Origin of the sequence: uncultured Gimesia sp. (genome assembly GCF_963972345.1) — a bacterium.
GTDB lineage: Bacteria > Planctomycetota > Planctomycetia > Planctomycetales > Planctomycetaceae > Gimesia.
Window position 1 is genome coordinate 1 of record NZ_CAXAVM010000146.1, and the last position, 18,370, is coordinate 18,370.

General features: G+C 50.7%; 17 protein-coding genes. 7 read left to right on the top strand and 10 right to left on the bottom strand.

What is annotated here, in order from left to right:
- On the bottom strand, positions 1-1,501 hold a 1,501-nt coding region (locus tag AACZ40_RS20630), incomplete at its 3' end, for a DUF1549 domain-containing protein (protein ID WP_339675676.1).
- A 619-nt stretch (positions 1,502-2,120) separates the two neighbouring features.
- Between AACZ40_RS20630 and ribA the strand changes: the two genes are divergently transcribed.
- Positions 2,121-3,371, top strand: coding sequence for a GTP cyclohydrolase II (gene ribA, locus AACZ40_RS20635; protein WP_291175133.1), 1,251 nt, complete (start codon positions 2,121-2,123; stop codon positions 3,369-3,371).
- Between the two features lie 7 nt (positions 3,372-3,378).
- Here the strand turns inward: ribA and solA are convergent, their stop codons facing one another.
- Together solA and AACZ40_RS20645 are read right to left on the bottom strand one after the other, a co-directional pair.
- A complete protein-coding gene (gene solA / locus AACZ40_RS20640; protein WP_291175137.1) occupies positions 3,379-4,512 on the bottom strand; it encodes an N-methyl-L-tryptophan oxidase in 1,134 nt (377 codons plus the stop codon).
- Positions 4,513-5,001: 489 nt separating this feature from the next.
- Entirely contained in the window at positions 5,002-5,277 is a 276-nt protein-coding gene (locus AACZ40_RS20645; RefSeq protein WP_291175140.1) for a carbon storage regulator, read from the bottom strand.
- A 468-nt stretch (positions 5,278-5,745) separates the two neighbouring features.
- Between AACZ40_RS20645 and rpmB the strand changes: the two genes are divergently transcribed.
- The 4 genes from rpmB to gatB all read left to right on the top strand — a co-directional run bounded on the left by rpmB (position 5,746) and on the right by gatB (position 9,445).
- Positions 5,746-6,006, top strand: coding sequence for a 50S ribosomal protein L28 (rpmB, locus tag AACZ40_RS20650; RefSeq protein ID WP_291175144.1), 261 nt, complete (start codon positions 5,746-5,748; stop codon positions 6,004-6,006).
- Positions 6,007-6,039: 33 nt separating this feature from the next.
- On the top strand, positions 6,040-6,330 hold the full coding sequence (gene gatC / locus AACZ40_RS20655) for an Asp-tRNA(Asn)/Glu-tRNA(Gln) amidotransferase subunit GatC (RefSeq protein ID WP_291175147.1): 291 nt from the start codon (positions 6,040-6,042) through the stop codon (positions 6,328-6,330).
- 101 nt (positions 6,331-6,431) lie between these two features.
- Entirely contained in the window at positions 6,432-7,889 is a 1,458-nt protein-coding gene (gene gatA / locus AACZ40_RS20660; RefSeq protein WP_291175150.1) for an Asp-tRNA(Asn)/Glu-tRNA(Gln) amidotransferase subunit GatA, read from the top strand.
- A 71-nt stretch (positions 7,890-7,960) separates the two neighbouring features.
- On the top strand, positions 7,961-9,445 hold the full coding sequence (gatB, locus tag AACZ40_RS20665) for an Asp-tRNA(Asn)/Glu-tRNA(Gln) amidotransferase subunit GatB (RefSeq protein WP_339675677.1): 1,485 nt from the start codon (positions 7,961-7,963) through the stop codon (positions 9,443-9,445).
- 89 nt (positions 9,446-9,534) lie between these two features.
- Here gatB and AACZ40_RS20670 read toward each other — a convergent pair whose 3' ends face one another.
- The 6 genes from AACZ40_RS20670 to AACZ40_RS20695 form a co-directional block, all read right to left on the bottom strand.
- Positions 9,535-9,927, bottom strand: a complete 393-nt coding sequence (locus AACZ40_RS20670) for a metal-sulfur cluster assembly factor (RefSeq protein ID WP_291175156.1) — start codon at positions 9,925-9,927, stop codon at positions 9,535-9,537.
- Positions 9,928-10,108: 181 nt separating this feature from the next.
- On the bottom strand, positions 10,109-10,417 hold the full coding sequence (locus AACZ40_RS20675; RefSeq protein ID WP_339675680.1) for a non-heme iron oxygenase ferredoxin subunit: 309 nt from the start codon (positions 10,415-10,417) through the stop codon (positions 10,109-10,111).
- A gap of 38 nt (positions 10,418-10,455) precedes the next feature.
- Positions 10,456-11,793: a Fe-S cluster assembly protein SufD gene (sufD, locus tag AACZ40_RS20680; protein WP_291175162.1), complete on the bottom strand. Its 1,338-nt coding sequence runs from the start codon at positions 11,791-11,793 to the stop codon at positions 10,456-10,458.
- Between the two features lie 117 nt (positions 11,794-11,910).
- Positions 11,911-13,335: a Fe-S cluster assembly protein SufB gene (sufB, locus tag AACZ40_RS20685; RefSeq protein WP_291175165.1), complete on the bottom strand. Its 1,425-nt coding sequence runs from the start codon at positions 13,333-13,335 to the stop codon at positions 11,911-11,913.
- A gap of 117 nt (positions 13,336-13,452) precedes the next feature.
- Positions 13,453-14,250: a Fe-S cluster assembly ATPase SufC gene (gene sufC / locus AACZ40_RS20690; RefSeq protein WP_291175168.1), complete on the bottom strand. Its 798-nt coding sequence runs from the start codon at positions 14,248-14,250 to the stop codon at positions 13,453-13,455.
- Positions 14,251-14,320: 70 nt separating this feature from the next.
- A complete protein-coding gene (locus tag AACZ40_RS20695) occupies positions 14,321-14,944 on the bottom strand; it encodes a transcriptional regulator (RefSeq protein ID WP_291175170.1) in 624 nt (207 codons plus the stop codon).
- Between the two features lie 456 nt (positions 14,945-15,400).
- Between AACZ40_RS20695 and AACZ40_RS20700 the strand changes: the two genes are divergently transcribed.
- Both AACZ40_RS20700 and AACZ40_RS20705 read left to right on the top strand, forming a co-directional pair.
- Complete coding sequence (locus AACZ40_RS20700) at positions 15,401-17,113, top strand: alanine/glycine:cation symporter family protein (RefSeq protein ID WP_291175173.1); 1,713 nt, start codon at positions 15,401-15,403, stop codon at positions 17,111-17,113.
- A gap of 113 nt (positions 17,114-17,226) precedes the next feature.
- Entirely contained in the window at positions 17,227-17,664 is a 438-nt protein-coding gene (locus AACZ40_RS20705) for a universal stress protein (protein WP_291175176.1), read from the top strand.
- Between the two features lie 6 nt (positions 17,665-17,670).
- Here AACZ40_RS20705 and AACZ40_RS20710 read toward each other — a convergent pair.
- Positions 17,671-18,370, bottom strand: a 700-nt coding sequence (locus AACZ40_RS20710) for a DUF1080 domain-containing protein (protein WP_339675685.1), incomplete at its 5' end; no start/stop codon positions are given.

Here is an 18,370-nt window from a genome sequence, read left to right on the forward strand (position 1 = left end):
CCAGGAAGAGTTGCGCTGTGTCCTCGACCTGTTCTTCGACCGTGTTGACCTCACGATACCAGACCACAGCCGGGTTCTGACGAAATTCACCGGAAGCAGACAGAATCTCTCCGACGAATTCGTTGTAAGGTTTATTCTCGTACAGGCTGTCCCAGATCCACTGGTAGAAGGCGTTCGTGCCGGCAATATCGACAGGCTGCAGCTTTTTGTTACGCAGCACCATATTCCATTTGTTGGCAAAGTAGTCTGCGTAGGCAGGGCTGTCGATGAGTTTATCAATCAGTTTGTCACGCTTGGCAGGATCCTGATCAGCCAGGAAGGTTTTGACTTCTTCTTCCGTGGGAGTGGTTCCCGTGATGTCGATGTAGACACGTCGCATGAATGTGGCATCATTGGAAACCGGCGAAGGAGGAATGCCCAGAACTTTCAGTTTGTTGAAGACAGCTTCATCAATCAGGTTGCGTGATTCGGGGAGCGAGGCAATTTCGACTCCCAGGGGAATCGTAGCACGGAACGTCGAAACCTGTCCCTGATAACGGGCCATGATGGCGACTTCACCAGACAGGGTCAGCGTTTTGACCAGGCCGGTTTTATTCACTTCAGCCATTTCCGTATCATTGGCTTCAAACAGAGCCATTCGGGTAACATCTTCGGTCGAGCCATCGGAATAAGTGGCGATCACTGAAATCTGCTGTTCTGCATCCTGGCTCATTGTTCGAGTAGGAGGATAGCATTCGATGGAAACCACCTTGCGATCATTCTCGCTTCCATAAGGCATCCCCTGCTCAATCCAGCGATATAGCAGTCGATACTCGTATGAGTCGGGTTTAATCAGCTTTCCGCCGCCGTGTGGAGTGACCCCGGTTCCTTTCATCAACAACAGGCTTTCCGCCGGTGAAGAAGGAAACAGGCGACGTCCCCGGCCTTCTTTGACCAGAAACTCATAATCGTCTCCAGGATAAAAACCCAGCAACGATAATTTAAATCCATTCTGACCACTGGCTTTGCCATGACAGCCACCGCTGTTACAGGTCAGCTTGGTAAAGATGGGCACAACCTGATTTTTAAAGTTGATCGCTTCCGGAGTTGCAATTCCCTCTACTGCGACAGGAATGGAAACCGCTTTGCCACTCTTCGTCGTTACGGTCAATGTCGTCTGACCATCTTTCAGCGGAGTCAGGTAACCATCGCTGGAGATGGTAGCGATACTCTGATCGGCAACAGCATACACCACATCACGAGTCACATCCTGATGTTTGCCATTGGCATGCACACCGGTAACGACTACCTGCTGTCGGGAATCAGGACCTCTCAGCTGGAGTACTTCTTTACCGCCGGGGTGAGGACCAACCTGGATTTCCTTGAAATCGACAGGCGCAACAGCAGCAGCCGGTGCCGCCCCCACAATGGTCACCGCGTTTCCAGCGAAGAGTGACAGAGTCAACACTCCACATAACATAAGGACCTGAGGTGTCCGAGAACCATTGATTCGGAAATCCATACGTCAACTCCTGTGCAACTGGTTTTGTTCTTTACTTCTGGCCTGGCAGTGATCAGGTTTCGCGCGTTATCACGCAGACCGAATAAGTATGATGTTTGTTAAGACGCTCGCTGTTGGCTGGTTTTGATCAGGAATGTTTTTAAGGTAAGTTAACCAATCAGAGTTTACTGAGTGATTCAATATTGCGGGTCAGGAAGAAGCTCTTCAGGACAAAGAACTTTTCTTAAGATATTCAATGTATCAAAGAATATTTAATTGTCAACGTTTTAACATACCATCTGCTTGATTTATGTTTTTTTGTCCACCTGAGCCCCCTGCAAAAAGTAACGGGAATCAGGGTGAACTTTTCAGCTGTCATATCCGTTCCAGCTGTCAAAAACCACGTTGACGTTATATTCCACAGACTCTGACTCATAGCCGGAAGCCTGTAAATCAGCCTGGCTGGCAATTATTTTCATTGTAATCAGCCCGTTCTCTTAAAATCGGGATTTCTTTGATTGCCAGTCCAACTCACTTCTATAGAATAAAGTTAGCATAGATTTTCCGGCGGGAACCGTCTGCCGGAAAAATTTTTAAGTATTCGATTATCTCATTTTCCAGATGGCATCAAATCATACCAATGTCTGATCCTGCTCACGCCGACTCGACCATCCCCAACATTCAACGCGTATTCGAACAATTGCGGGCGGGTAAGCCGATCATTGTGACGGACTCCAGCGAACGGGAGAATGAAGGCGATTTTATTGTCGCAGCCGAAGCCATAACGCCGGAGATCGTTCAATTCCTGTTACGCTATGGGAGCGGCGAGCTTTGTGTTTCGCTGCCCGAAGAAGTTGCCGACCGACTGCAACTGAACCCCATCGTCGGTCCGGAAGAAAATACCGCTCCCAACCAGACCCAGTTCCTGATCCCCATCGATCACAAAAACAGCGGCAGTGGCGTCAGCGCCGAATGTCGTGCCATTACGATTCGCGCCCTGAGTGACGAACACGCCGTGGCAACCGATTTTGTCCGCCCGGGACACATTCACCCCCTGCTTGCCAAACAGGGGGGGATTTTACGCCGGGCCGGCCATACCGAAGCGACCGGCGATCTGCTGCAGATGGCAGGGCTAAAACCAGTGGGTGTCCTGATAGAAATACTCAGCCAGAAAGGCTTCGGCATGGCCGACGCCGATGAGCTGCGGGAAATTTCCGAGCAGTTCGATATTCCGATTATCTCGACAGCGGAAGTCATACGACATCGATACATCAGTGAGAAACTGGTTCACCGCGAAGTGGAAGTCCCCATTAACACTAAAAACTATGGTACCGTCCAGGTAATCGGCTACTCGGTAGAACATGAAAGTCAGCAACCGGTTGCCCTGGTGTGGGGTGACCTGTCTTCCGTAGAAGCGCCGCTGATCCGCATGCACTCATCCTGTTTTACAGGCGATCTGCTGGATTCGTTACGCTGTGACTGCGGGGATCAGCTGCACATGGCCATGTCTTCAATCAACGAAGCAGGAGCAGGAGCCGTCGTGTACCTCCCCCAGGAAGGCCGCGGAATTGGATTGATCCCCAAACTCAAAGCCTACGTACTGCAGGACCAAGGCCTTGATACAGTTGAAGCCAACATCCAGCTGGGCTTCAAGGCAGATAGTCGCGACTTCACGGTGGGCGTACAGATCCTGAAAGATCTGGGGCTGACTAAAGTCCGTCTGCTCACGAACAACCCCAAGAAAACGGATTCCGATGTCTACACCGGCTTCGATCTGGAAGTGGTAGAACAGGTGCCCATCGTCGCTCCTCCCCATAAAGATCGCGAATTCTATCTACAGACCAAACGCGATAAAATGGGCCACATCCTGCCCACTACACCCGCAGACTGAATCTACTTCAGTTGCTGAAACGCTGCGCCGACAGGAACTCAATCGGTAAAGATGTTGCGCCAGTCACTGCGAGATCCGCCAGGATTTCACCGATCACCGACGCAAACTTGAATCCGTGCCCTGAGAACCCGGCTCCATACACAACCCGCTGATTCACAGGATGCCGATCGACGATGAAATGCCCGTCGGGAGTCCGCGTATACATACAAACGGCGTGACGTACTGGCTGTGGGCTCAGTCCGGGCATCACCGCTTCCACAAACCGGGAAACGCGGGGGACATCAGTGTCATGCAGTGATCGGTCCACATGGGTCGGATCGCCCACGGCTTCCCCTCCGGTATGTTCAGCCAGTTTCACCACGGCTCCATCCAGTGAAGGAAAGCCGTAGAACTCTCCTGCGGGCATATCAAAAAAGAAACTTCCCCGACCAGCGTCCAGATTATAAACCGGCTCACGAACCGGATTCCAGAACAGGACCTTTCGCACCACTTCCAGCGGCAATTCCAGTTCGCTCAGACAGCGACTGCTCCAGGCTCCTGTCGTCACAATCAGTGAGGAAGCGGTAACCCGCTGCTGATCTGTTTTGATTTCGATTGACTCATGATTGATGTTTACTTCTCGAATCTGCTCATTCAGACAAACCGAGGCCCCCAGTTCCTGTGCCTGTTCCAGATGAGTCTGCACACATTTTTCCACATGCAGAAAGCCGGCCTCCGGTTCGTACGTTACTTCAAAACCGTCTGGGATACGAAAGCCGGGGAACCGCTCAACCGCATCTACTGCAGAAATGCTCTCGACAGCAACCCCATAGAGTTCCTCTGCCAGATGCACGCCTCGAATCACTGCGCCATCAGGCGGGCCGGCCACCATCAGACCACAACGGTTAAACAGTGTTCTTCCTGAAAGCTGTTCCAGATCGTGCCACAGTTCATATGCACGCTGCAGCAGTGGGATATAATTGGGATGCTCAAAATAGGCCTTGCGGATGATGCGGGTTTCACCATGAGAACTGCCCCGATCATGGGCGACACCAAACTGTTCTATTCCCAGAACATTCAATCCGCGTTTCGCAAGATGATAAAGGGCACTGCTGCCCATTCCCCCCAGTCCCAGTACCAGATAATCAACATGATGTGCCATGAATCCGCAGCGATCTGTCTAAGGAATCTTTTTCTACGGTAGAGACGATCTCAACAGACTGTGATTATCGTTCGCACGGCTGGCAAGCGTCAATCTTCTTTTTGCAGACTCACCTGATGCCGCGCATAAAATTACCGGGTGTTCATGAAATGACAGTCAACCTACCCCACATACACACTGACTATCAAATTGGAACACCCGGTAATTAATCACTTCACAGAAAACCATCAGCGTTTGACCATTTTCTGCTCTAAAAGATCTGATACCTCAACACCCGGCTTGCCACTTCACGGAACAACCCAAACAAGCGGGCACTGCTGCAGCAGAATCTGTTATCGTCGTACTCCTTCCTCACCGCACCACACACGCGTACTCAGCAACCGACAGCCTGCCCGAATTTTTTCAATCTGATCGCTTCAAGCTGGTCAATTGAAAATAATCCCCCCCTGGGCTACTCAACCGTCAGCAGCAGTCGTTTCCAGCATCTGTTTAACAGACAAGACGGGCCGCTTCGACAACCGATAAGGTTCCCCAGCCGCAGGCTTCAGGCAGGCCCTCGCCGTCCTGTTCCTTTCCCAGCCCTTTGATCACCGGTTGCTTTGCCATGCCCTCTTCTTCCTCCAGTAACTCAGCCCGGACGACTCGCAGATCATCCGGTGCATCGATGCCAATCTTGATGGAACCTTTTCCCGTCCGAATCACTTTCACAAGAATGTCATCACCAATTCGAATTCCTTCAGCCAACTTCCGTGTCAAAACCAGCATCGTTGTCACTCCTTTTATCTCTTAAATCTCATTTCAGATTTGATATTCGGTTTACCTCACAGCAATTCGACTTGTCCACAAGTGATTGCCTTGTCTGATCCAAGGTATTTGCGATTTGCGTGCCAATGACAGAAATTCCGCAATGAATATCACATAAACCACTTACCAGTATGTCTTTACATTTTTCAAATTCTTCAAGCCGTTCCTTTGGAGAGGATGCTTTTTTCAAAAAACTGTCCCCAATGGTACAATTTGCAATCCTCTGAAATCAGATTGAGAACACAATTTTCAAGTTTTCCCACCGCAGCAATCGATAAGTCAGTGGCTTCGGTTGCATTCTCAGGCGGGGAAAATATACTATTGGGTTCCTCGGCTGGCCGAATCTGTTAATCTGCGGTCGCTTTACGTCAATTGAAATCAGCAACAGCTGACTTTTCAAAACCCACTAGATAGTTAAAGAGTATACAAATGGGTCAGAAGTGTGATGCCTGTGGCAAGACTCCTGTAGTTGGTAATCGAGTTCGTCAGCGTGGTAAATATAAATACCTCGGGGGTAACGGACGTCAGACAACTGGCGTTTCCAAGCGCGTCTTCCGCCCCAACCTGCAGAAAATCCGGGTTCAAAGCGGCGGTAGTGTGGTCTCCCAGCGCGTTTGCACGCAGTGCATTCGCTCCGGCAAAATCACCAAAGCCGTTGCTAAAAAACCGTTTACGCTGCCTGCCAGCTAATACAGACTTCTACTCTCGAGTAGATCGACGACCATGAGCACTCAACTCACTCAGGATGAAGTTCTGAAAGTCGCTTCACTTTCCAGGCTCAAGCTTTCCGAAAAGGAAGTCACCGCCCTGGGAGAACAGATGGGGTCCGTGCTGAAATACATCGCCATGTTGGATGAGCTGGATACCTCAGACATCGAACCCATGGCGCATGCAATTGAGATTTCGAATGTTTTTCGGGACGATCAACTCCAGGAGAGTCTCCCCCGGGACCAGGCGCTGTCCAATGCCCCCCAGACAGACGGGAACTATTTCCTCGTTCCTGCGATTCTGTAATGGACCGGCGTCTTTACCCTTGAGCACATAAAAGCAATAATCCAAGGCCCGGCTTGCTGACAAGCCGGGCCTTTAAAACTTATATGGAGACTCGACAGTCCATGTCTATCACTTCAGCCACCGCCAGCGAACTGCTGGCGAAAATGAATGCGGGGGAAGTCAGCAGCGAAGAGATTACCGCCGCCTGCCTGGCAGAAATTGCCCGTCGAGACGAAAGTATCAATGCCTTTCTTTCACTGCAGGGAGAAACGGCGCTGCAAACCGCCCGTGAAGTGGACCGGAAACGAAAAGCGGGCGAACCACTGGGAAAACTGGCCGGCATTCCGGTCGCACTCAAAGACAACATCTGCGCCACAGGTACCACCACCACCTGTGCCAGCAGGATGCTGGAAGCGTTCACGCCCCCTTATGATGCCCACATTGTCGAGCGACTCAGAGCAGCTGACGCGGTTCTGATCGGCAAAACCAACCTCGATGAATTTGCGATGGGATCATCAACCGAGAACTCAGCGTTCAAAATTACTGCGAACCCGTGGAACACAAAGTGCGCTGCCGGAGGTTCCAGTGGTGGCTCCGCTGCTGCCGTCTCCGCCGGTTTTGCCCCCCTCGCACTGGGCAGCGATACCGGTGGATCCATCAGGCAACCCGCCAGCTTTTGCGGGGTGGTGGGTCTGAAACCAACCTATGGACGTGTCTCGCGATATGGACTGGTGGCGTTTGCCAGCTCACTTGATCAGATTGGCCCCTTCGCCAGAGATATCACCGATGCCGCCCTGCTGCTGGAAACCATCGCCGGAAAAGACCAGCGCGACACCACCAGCCTGGACGCCGCAGTCCCACGCTATACCGAAAACCTGGAACAGCCACTGAAAAACCTGAAAGTCGGCTACATCGAACATCTGCACGAAGAAGGCCTGCATGAAGATGTGCAGAAGGCAACGCAACAGGCACTTGATGTTTATCAATCCCTGGGAGCGGAACTGATTCCTGTAGAACTTCCGCATGCCAGATACTGCGTCGCCACTTATTACATCATTGCACCGTCCGAAGCATCCAGTAACCTGGCCCGCTACGATGGTGTGCATTACGGCTATCGCGCGAAACAGTTTGACAACATGATCGACATGTATGCCGCCAGCCGCGGCGAAGCCTTCGGGGATGAAGTCAAACGCCGTATCATGCTGGGGACCTATGCTCTCTCCTCAGGTTATTACGATGCCTACTACCTCAAAGCGCTGAAAGTCAGACGGCTGATCCGCAACGACTTCGAACAGGCATTTCAAAAAGTGGATATCATCGCCTCTCCCGTGACCCCGACACCGGCATTTGAAATCGGCGAACTGACAGACGATCCACTGGCGATGTACCTGGCAGATATTTTTACAACCAGTGCCAATCTGTCAGGCATCCCCGGCGTATCCGTGCCCGCGGGCATGAGCCAGAACAAGCTCCCGATAGGCCTGCAACTGCTGGCACCACCACTGGAAGAAGAACGACTGCTGCGCGCCGCCCGGATGTTTGAACGGGAAACAGACTGGCATCTAAAGCGCCCTGAGTAGACGCAGCCACGACAGACACTGAAAAGCGAAATTATATACTTTGAATACTGAATAAAGGGTAGCGTGATAGAATGGACTATACGGTCATCATCGGTCTTGAAGTCCACGTACAGTTACAGACCAGGACCAAGCTTTTCTGTGGCTGTTCAACCAGATTCAATCCCGATCACCCCAACACACAGACCTGCCCGGTCTGCCTGGGACTGCCTGGCGCACTTCCCGTATTGAACCGTGAAGCCTTTCACCTGGGAATGAAAACCGGCCTGGCAATCAACTGCGAAATTCCATCGTTTACCAAATGGGATCGCAAGCAGTATTACTACCCGGATCTGCCCAAAGCATATCAGATCAGCCAGTATGATCTACCCATGAGCCAGAATGGCTGGCTGGAAATAGAAATCGATCCAGAGACCCGCGAAACCAAAAAAATTGGAATCATCCGGGCTCACCTGGAAGAAGACGCCGGCAAAAACAGTCACGATGAATCGGGACGGGGTCATGACAGTAAGGTGGACCTTAACCGCTGTGGCACCCCGCTGATCGAGATTGTTTCCGAACCCGATCTGCGTTCAGCGCGGGAAGCCCGCACGTACCTCGAAGAACTGAAACTGCTGCTGACCTATATTGATGTTTCCGACTGCAACATGCAGGAAGGCAGTCTGCGTTGTGATGCGAACGTCAACCTGCATATCCAGCAGGAGAATGGAGAAACCATTCCCACGCCGATCGTGGAGATCAAAAACCTGAACAGCTTCCGGGGCGTCGAACAGGCGATTGAATTTGAAGTCCAGCGGCAGTGGGAAGCATGGCAGGAAACCAGGCTGAGCCTGCATGACGTCCCCAAAGAAACTCGGGGCTGGGATGCCGACCGGGGGATCACACTGGAACAGCGGGGCAAAGAAGAAGCGGCCGACTATCGGTACTTCCCGGATCCCGACCTGGCTCCAGTGACGGTAACCGATGCGGAACGGGACAAAGTGAGCAGCGAACTCTGCGAACGACCGGCGCTCCGTAGAAATCGTCTGGAAAAAGAATATCAGCTCTCAGCTTACGATGCAGCCGTCATCATTGACCAGGGACTGGCTTTTGCCGATTACTTTGAACAAGTGGCTAAAGGCTGCCAGAACGGGAAACAGGCAGCGAACTGGGTCACACAGGATGTCCTGCGTGAACTGAAAGAAGGGGGACTGGAAATCTCAGCATTTTCCATCAAACCGGAAGTGCTCGCCGATTTGCTGGAAAAAGTGGAGAGCAATGAGATTACCACCAAGAGTGCCCGTACCGTGTTCCAGGAACTGTTGAAGTCTGAAGAAGCAGCCCCCGGCGTGGAATCGATTCAGTCCATCATTGAAGACAAAGGACTGGCCATGGTATCCGATACGGGAGCACTGGAAGCAGCCGTTCAGACAGTCGTGGCAAAGAATGAGAAAGCGGTAGCAGATTTCCAGAGTGGCAAGCAGGCAGCCGTGGGGGCATTAATCGGGCAGGTCATGCGGGAAGTGAAAGGGGCCGATCCGAAAGTGGTCCGGGAGCTTTTAATTAAAAAGATGAGTTAAACGCTTCCGAATCCGATGACGTTTTGTTTTCGCTCAGCTGAACCAGAAAAACAGCCGACGTCTGGCTGTTTCTCTTTGATTCAGTTCGACTAAAAAATACCCAGTTCGTCACGCGCATCATCAGTCATCAACTCGGGTGACCAGGGAGGTGACATCGTCAGTTGAATACTGGCTTCGTCTACATCATCCAGTCGCTCGAGTGCCATCTTAGCCTGCGTGATGATCTGTGGACCAGCGGGACAGGCGGGACTGGTTAATGTCATCGACACATTGACCTTGGCCTGATTTTCTTCTGAGCGTTTCACATCGTATACCAACCCCAGATCCACAATGTTGATATTCAACTCAGGATCAATGACCTGTTTCAGTGCATCAACCAGAGTCTCATCGCCTCCGACTCCTCGGAACGCTGAAAAAGCGGACATTTGTTCCTCAGCTGCGTCTTGATTCTCTTCCGGATTCTCGTTGACTTCGTCTGGCATGATACCTTTCCTTTATAGTTTGATGTGTCACCACACATCCATCGAATTAGATAATGACAGTTAGTAAATAATCATACCCAAAAAAACCCGCGTTAGTGCTTATAAATATGATTACTGGAAAACGACCGCTAAAGCCGTTTGATTCGCATGATAAAGGGCAAAATGATTACATTTTGCCAATTTAATGACGAACGTATATTTTCTGGCCTCTGACTTCGACTTCAAACGTCTGAATTGGCTTGGTGGCAGGCATACAGAGCGCTTTTCCGGTAACCAGATCAAAACGCGCGCCGTGGCGAGGACAGACAATCGCTCCGTCTTCAATGCATCCTTTAGTTAACGGCTGCCCATCATGGGTGCACACATCTTCAATCGCCAGAATCTGGTCGTGAATACGGATCAACAACGCCGGGGTATCGCCAATAAATACCTCCAGCCGATCCGCGCTACCAAATTCCTCCAGGGATGCAATTTCTTCGAAGTCAGGCATAATCTGTGTACTGTTAATTGTCTGTGATCAGTGGAATGTTACCGACCAAATCCTAATTTTTTGATAATTGCCTGATTCAGGGTCTCGCGAACGACTTCCACCGGGATCCGGTCAAACACGGTCTGAAAGAAACCTTCGACGATCATATGCATCGCTTCGTATTCAGAGATACCCCGCGACATGCAATAGAAAATCTGCTCTTCATCGACGCGACCTGCGGTGGCACCATGAGTGCAGCGCACATCGTCAGCCTCAATTTCCAGGCCGGGAATGGCATCACCCCGACAGGTGGAGGAAAGCATGAGTGAATCATTTCGCTGGTAACCATTGGTCTGCTGACCTTCCGGCTCAACCCGGATCATTCCGCGCCAGATGGCCCGTGCATGATCGCGCAGTACCTGTTTATAAAGCAGATCGGAGCGTGTATCCGGAGCATTATGCGCCTGCTTTGTATAGAACGAATGGACCTGCTGATCGGTCGAGAATGTGACACCATTCACTTCCGCTTCCGCGCCTCGTCCGTCGAGAACAACATCCTGATGAATATGAGCCAGCTTGGCACCGATTCCGCCCACCGTCCATTGCAGGAACCCGTTATTCTCAACCCGTCCTGCCTGGTGGGCAATGTGCCAGACTTTATGATTCCAGTTCTGTAGCTGGACATACCGCAGCCGGGCCTCTTTGGCCAGAATCAATTCGACGGCTCCCGAGTGTAACCCGAGATTTTCTTCCGATGTCGAAGCTGTTTCTTCCAGCAGCGTTGCTGAGGCCCCCTCTTCGAGAACGACCAGTGTATGACTGAAGTCTGCAGCCTTCTCGGCCTGCAAAGTAATCAGGCTGTGCAGCGGTGCGTCCACAACCACGTTACGAGGTACATATAAAAAAGTTCCCCCTGTCCAGAACGCTGCATGCCAGGCAGAGAACCGATCGGTATTCGTGTCGACCGCCTTGGTCATAAAATGCTTCTGCACCAGATCGCTGTGTTCCCGGGCGATCGTCGCCAGGTCTCCGAAAATGACTCCTTGGGAAGCCAGTTCTTCAGACAGTTCACTTGAGATCAGCTGTCCGTCGACATGCGTCACATGCCCGGCGAACTCAGCCTGCTCTTTCAAAAGCGTGGAAGCCTGCTGTGCCCCTGCCGACTCAACACTGGAACTCAGCTGAAATCGGTCGGGCCTGAGAGCCCGCAAATCAACGCGGCGGTACTCTTCGGGATCCAGTTGAGTTTCCAGAAGTTCCGTGTAGCGTTTGAAGGCCTGGCGACGTGATTCAGTGACCCATGCGGGTTCGTCCCGGGTTGTCAGAAATGCTTCGAAAGCGGCTTCACTAAATCCAGCCGGAATGTCAGCAGAGGTATTAACGGATGAAGTACTCATACTTTTTGTCTGTTATGCTTTCGGTAACGGTTTTGAAGAACTTCGAACCCGTGCAACGGGGTGAAGTCTGCTTATTCCATTTTGAATGATAATGCTTGCCTGTAAATGTACGCCGGGTTAACCAATTGAACCTTCCATCTGGAGTTCAATCAGGCGATTCATTTCGACGGCGTATTCCATCGGCAACTCTTTTACCAGGGGCTCAATAAACCCGGTCACGATCATCGATGATGCTTCCGCTTCTGTCAGACCGCGACTCATCAGGTAAAACAACTGTTCTTCACCGATTTTTGAAACGCTGGCTTCGTGTTCGATCGCCACGTCATTGTCTTCAATTTCGATGTAAGGATAAGTATCGCTGCGGCTCTTGGGATCCAGCAGCAGGGCATCGCAGACCACATTTGATTTACAGCCATGTGCTTCCGGGTCCACTTTAACCAGCCCGCGATAGCTGGACCGTCCGCCATCTTTGGAGATACTCTTGGAGATAATCCGGCTTGAAGTATTAGGAGCACAATGCACCATTTTGGCGCCGGCATCCTGATGCTGTCCCTTACCTGCGAAAGCGATCGAAAGAGTTTCGCCACGGGCACCTTCCCCCATCAGAAAGATAGCGGGATACTTCATGGTCAACTTGGAACCCAGGTTACCATCGACCCACTCCATCAGCGAATCTTCATAGGCATGCGCCCGCTTGGTAACCAGGTTATAGACGTTGTTGGACCAGTTCTGAATCGTCGTGTAGCGGAACCGACCGCCTCTCTTCACGATAATTTCCACAACGGCCGAGTGCAGACTGTTCGAACTGTAAGTCGGAGCCGTACAACCTTCGACGTAATGGCAGGAAGCACCTTCATCAACGATGACCAGCGTCCGTTCAAACTGCCCCATGTTTTCTGAGTTGATGCGAAAATAAGCCTGCAATGGAAATTCGATATGCACCCCGGGAGGCACATACACGAACGATCCGCCCGACCAGACGGCCGAGTTCAAAGCAGCATACTTGTTATCATCGGGAGGAATAATCTTACCGAAATACTCCCGAAACAGCTCGGGATGATCCTTCAGAGCCGAGTCGGTGTCTGTGAACAGAACCCCCTGCTTGGCCAGATCTTCCTGCAGACTGCCGTAGACCACTTCAGATTCATATTGTGCTTTCACACCAGACAGGAATTTTTTCTCTGCCTCGGGAATTCCCAGGCGGTCATATGTTTTGCGAATGTCATCGGGAACATCTTCCCAGCTGCGTTCCTGCCCTGCAGAGGCTCGCACGAAGTAATGGATGCTCTGGTAATCAATCTCGTTCAGATTACCACCCCATTGCGGAGTTGGTTTCTGCTCGAAGATCTCCAGAGACTTCAGGCGAAAATCACGCATCCAGGCCGGCTCATTTTTCATTTCAGAAATCTGGGCGACCACGGCAGCATTCAGGCCTTTCTGGCCGGTAAACACGTACTTGTCTGTGGGATCGTGAAATCCATATTGATAATCGCCAATATCAACTTTCTCATTTTCCGAATTGGTATCCAACTTCGTAGACATCTCAAATTCTCCCACTCTGTATTAAAACCACCCCAAACGGGAGTGATGTAACTGCTTTGATTGATCGAAAGTTTAGTTCGTAATGAATCAGATTGCTGCGTTCTCTGAGTCTGCAGATCAGACGGCTTCAACAACTTCTTCAGCCGCAACATCCGGGTGACGTTCACGCACACTGGAATAACCGTGCTCATGCAGCTCGGCAGCCAGGCTGGCATCTCCGGTTTCGACAATCCGACCAGCCAGCATCACGTGTGTGAACTGTGGCTGATTAAATTCCAGCAACCGTTCGTGGTGGGTAATAATTAACACACCCATTTCAGCCCCTGCCAGACGGCTCAGACCTTCACTGACCACCTTGACCGCGTCACTGTCCAGACCACTGTCCGTTTCATCAAGCACGGCAAATTTGGGTTTGAGCATGGCCAGCTGCAGAATCTCCATCCGCTTCTTTTCACCGCCGGAAAAACCCTCATTCAGATAACGGCGAGCCATTTCCAGATCCATGCCCAGTTCACTCATCTGATCCCGCAGTTCTTTGCGGAACTCGCGCATCGGAATCAGCTTTTCACCTTCCTTACGATCGGGGTTCCGCACATTCGACATCGCATGTCGCAGGAAGTCAGCGACTTTGACTCCCGGAATCACGACGGGATACTGAAATGCCAGAAACAATCCCAGGCGAGCCCGTTCATTGGGATCGAGTTCTGAAATATTGGTGCCATCGATTTCGATTTTACCCTTGGTGATTTCATAACTCGGATGGCCGGCCATTGCATAGGCCAGCGTGCTTTTTCCTGAACCATTGGGTCCCATCAAAGCGTGAACTTCACCCTGGTTAATTTCCAGGTTGACTCCTTTTAAAATCGGAGTGCCTGTAACAGATACATGTAAATCAGAAATTTTCAACAAACTCATTTTCGTATTTCACCCTGTCATCCGGAGTTCTGAACGTTTTCAGAAACAACAAATAAATTTAAAATCAGATTTAGCTGATATGTGCTTCAAACTCACAGCAATGATGCCCGTCCAGACAACATTCGGAAAGTTTCATTTTGGTACCTAAGACTCGCTCGAAAACCCGTTGCTCCAGTTCACAAATCGAAGCATCAGTGCTGGCGATGTCGTGGTAAGGGCAATTATGTTCCCGCAAAATGGGGAGAGGTCCGGTGTGATCCAGTTCGACCACAAACCCTCGCTCCTCTAAGGCCTGCTTTAACTGTTCCATGCGTCCCTGGAGCGAAGGGGCATCCACATTTCTTCCGTATTGCTGTACCAGAGCGGTCTGGATTCGCGCTGCCAATCGACAGCGTAACTCTTCGTCGTCAATGCCTTTCAGTTCTTCCCAGAGGATGTTTGCCAGTTCGGCGTAATTATCCCCCAGCAACCGCATCCCCAGAGTCGTCACCGAGTAGGTATAGTGAGGACGCCCTCGTCCTTCCTTCACCTGAGTCCGCTCAATCAGCTCCAACCCCTGCAAACGAACCAGACGCTGACGGACAGCCGTTGCTGTTACGCCTTCCTGTTCACAGATCTCGTGTATGGTTGCTGACTTAAGGCGATTGAGCCCCAGCAGAAAACTGCGATCATTTTCATCAATCGAAACGCGCATAAATCGATTTCTACCTGGAATGAAAAATGGAACTGATGGCTTTTTAAGAGAGTGATTTGATAGAATCAGAATCACTACACACTCAATTCTCTTTATACCAGCATCCTAGACAGACCTGTTATTTTTGACAACCAATATTGTCAAAAATCAATAATTGAGATTCAGTTTCAAAACCCGGGAACTTTTCAGGGCTTTTTCAAGAAACATCTTGGAACGTAAACCGTTATTTGATAGTCTCATACAACGATTGTGAGAACGGTGAGACAGGGAGCGTTCCAGGCAGGTCCTTTAATTATCTCTTAACCTGCCCTGAAAACCAAGCCAAGCCAATTACAAAATGAACGAAAAGCGGTAACAGACCGTGTTTTATTTCGCTTTAGATACTGAAAACGATCTTAATTTCAGCTCGACATGAACCTGCGGCAACTGTTTAACTGCAAATGGGAATAGACTCTTATGAAATTCGACCGGCCTTTACTCTCGCATGCAATTCGCTCTGGTATGGCGGCGCTCCTGATTTTCTCCCTCTTCTTCTCAGCGGGATCCCCACTGCAGGCGTTTCAGGACACTCCCACGCCCGCAGCAGCCCCTGAAACTGCTGCCGAAACGGTTCCTGATAAAAATGAACCTGCCAAGAAGAAAGAAGCTAAAACAGGACTGGCTCTGGTAGAACAGAAAGTCGATAAGCTGTTTGGTACTTTTAACGGGTATGTTGCGTCAGTCTTCTTTTATCCGATACCACTGACTCCGCAACAATTCAATGCGAACGATGGAGTTCCCCTGGCTGTGCTCTGGCTGGTCATTGGGGCGACATATTTCACCTTTCGCATGAACTTCATTAATCTGCGTGCCTTTAAACACTCCATTTTACTGATCATGGGGAAATATGATGATCCTGACGATGAAGGGGAAGTCACCCACTTTCAGGCTTTGACCGCCGCCCTGTCTGCGACCGTGGGACTGGGGAACATTGCGGGAGTGGCAATTGCGATTGCCACAGGCGGCCCGGGAGCCATGTTCTGGATGATGCTGGCCGGACTATTGGGTATGACTTCCAAATTTGCTGAATGTACGCTCGCCCAAATTTACCGTCGCATCAGCCCGGATGGTCGAGTAATGGGGGGCCCCATGTGCTACCTTTCAGTCGGCTTACAGGAACAGTATCCCAACAATCCATTCATGAAGGGACTGGGCAAAACTCTCGCCGTTCTGTTTGCAATTTTGTGCATTGGCGGCTCACTGGCAGGAGGCAACTCATTTCAGGTCAAACAATCCCTGGGCGCTGTCGCAGAGACGATCCCGATGTTGAAAGATAACAACCTGGAGTGGGTCTATGGTGTTGTGATGGCATTTTTCGTGGGAATCGTGATTATCGGCGGGATTCGCAGCATCGCCCGGACGACAGAAAAAATTGTGCCCCTGATGTGCGGGATCTATATTCTGGCATGCCTGGCGATTATCGTGATGCAGGTCGAACAGATTCCAGCCTGCTTTATGGCTATCTGGAATGGTGCGTTCAGCGATAACGCGATGTATGGCGGTTTCCTGGGCGTTCTGGTGATCGGCTTTAAACGAGCCGCCTTTTCGAATGAAGCGGGAGTCGGATCAGCGGCCATCGCTCATTCGGCTGCGAAAACAAAATTTCCCGTTCGCGAAGGCATCGTGGCATCACTGGGTCCATTCGTAGATACAATCATGATCTGTACCATGACCGCCCTCGTGATGATCATTACAGGCGCTTACAATGATCCCCAATATGCTGATCTGATTAAATCAGACAACGGAGCCGCTTTGACCTCAGCGGCCATGAATTCACAGATCCCCTACTTTAATTATGTATTGTCCGTTTCCGTGATTCTGTTCGCGTATTCGACGATGATCTCGTGGTCCTATTATGGAGAACGCTGCTGGGCATTTCTGTTTGGCGACAGCCCTTCCATTTCGCTCGCGTATCGCATTCTGTTTCTGGTGTTCGTGGTACTGGGTTCGGTTGTCTCTGCCACCAACGTACTCGATTTTGGTGATCTGATGATTCTGGGAATGGCATTTCCCAATATCCTGGGAGTCCTGCTGTTGTCCAATCGGGTCAAGCGGGAACTGGACAAATACTGGAGTCGTTATAAGTCAGGAGAGTTTGATAACACCGCCTCTTCTACCGAGGAAAAATGACGGCAGGAATTCGGACATTGCCCAAGCTTACTGCTGTTTATCACGGCTCAATTATCATAAAATAGAGACAGCTGTTGCTCTTCAACATCATTCATCAATGAAAGTACTGGATTATGAGTTACTTCGCCGGAAAAAACATTCTGGTTCCAGTCGATTTTTCTGAAAGCTCGCTGGAAGCCATCAAAAAGGCCATACAAATTTCAGAAGACGCGGCAACGGTAACCGTGGTGCATGTGATGGTCCCCCTGGATCTTGTTTCACCGGGTGTACTCTTCGGAGGACTGACGGATGAAAAACGAACTGACCACGTCAATAAACTGGCCAAAGAAGAATTCACCAAACACCAGATTGAAGGCATAACCTTCGACACTTTGATTGGTGATCCGGGAACTAAGATTGCAGATTACGCGAAAGATCATTCCACGGATCTGATCGTGATTCCTTCGCACGGTTATACCGGAATCACCCGACTGGCACTCGGTTCTGTTGCAGAGCGGGTTCTCAGACATGCCCCCTGCCCGACACTGGTACTCAGAAAGCCAAAACAATAACCCCTATCAGGGTTGATCAGGCTTTTGTTGCGCGACTGGTTTTTCAGGTTGCGCTGCCGGTTCAGGAGCCAGTACTTCCACGACCAGTTTGCGGAAATGAATTTCGGCACCTTCACTCTGCAGAGCAATCGCCCCCTTGCTGGGGTCACAGCCGGTGACTTCACCCAGTTTGACCCCGTTGATCATTACAGAAATATTTCCCGACCGGCAAGTCAGCACACATTGATGCCATTTACCAAGTGGTAAATCCAGAGGCATGGTGGGGGAAAGTTTATTGGCTGATTTGGCGCCACTGCCCGGCGTGGGAAAAACATAACCGGCTTCGGGACGATGCAACTGAACCTGAAAAGCTTTTGGCCAGACTTTATCCGGTTCTGTTGTGAATAATAAGATCCCGCTGTTCGCATTCGGGTCATTGGGATACATCCACTCCAGGCTGAACTGGAAATTTTCGTATATTTTCTGGGTTCGAATGTAACCATAGGGTTTCCCGGAGCAGACCAGCACACTGGGTTGATCCTTGCCACCACTGATTACTTTCCAGGTCAGATTGCGATTCGCCTCTTTCTCCTCTTCACTGACATATTTCCAGTGATCCCAGAAATTCCCGCCATTCAGCAGTTTCTCGGGCCCCGGTAACTGGGGGGTAGAAGATGCTGATTTCTCAACGGGTTTTGACTCGGAAGGTTTTTCCTTAGCGGAAGCA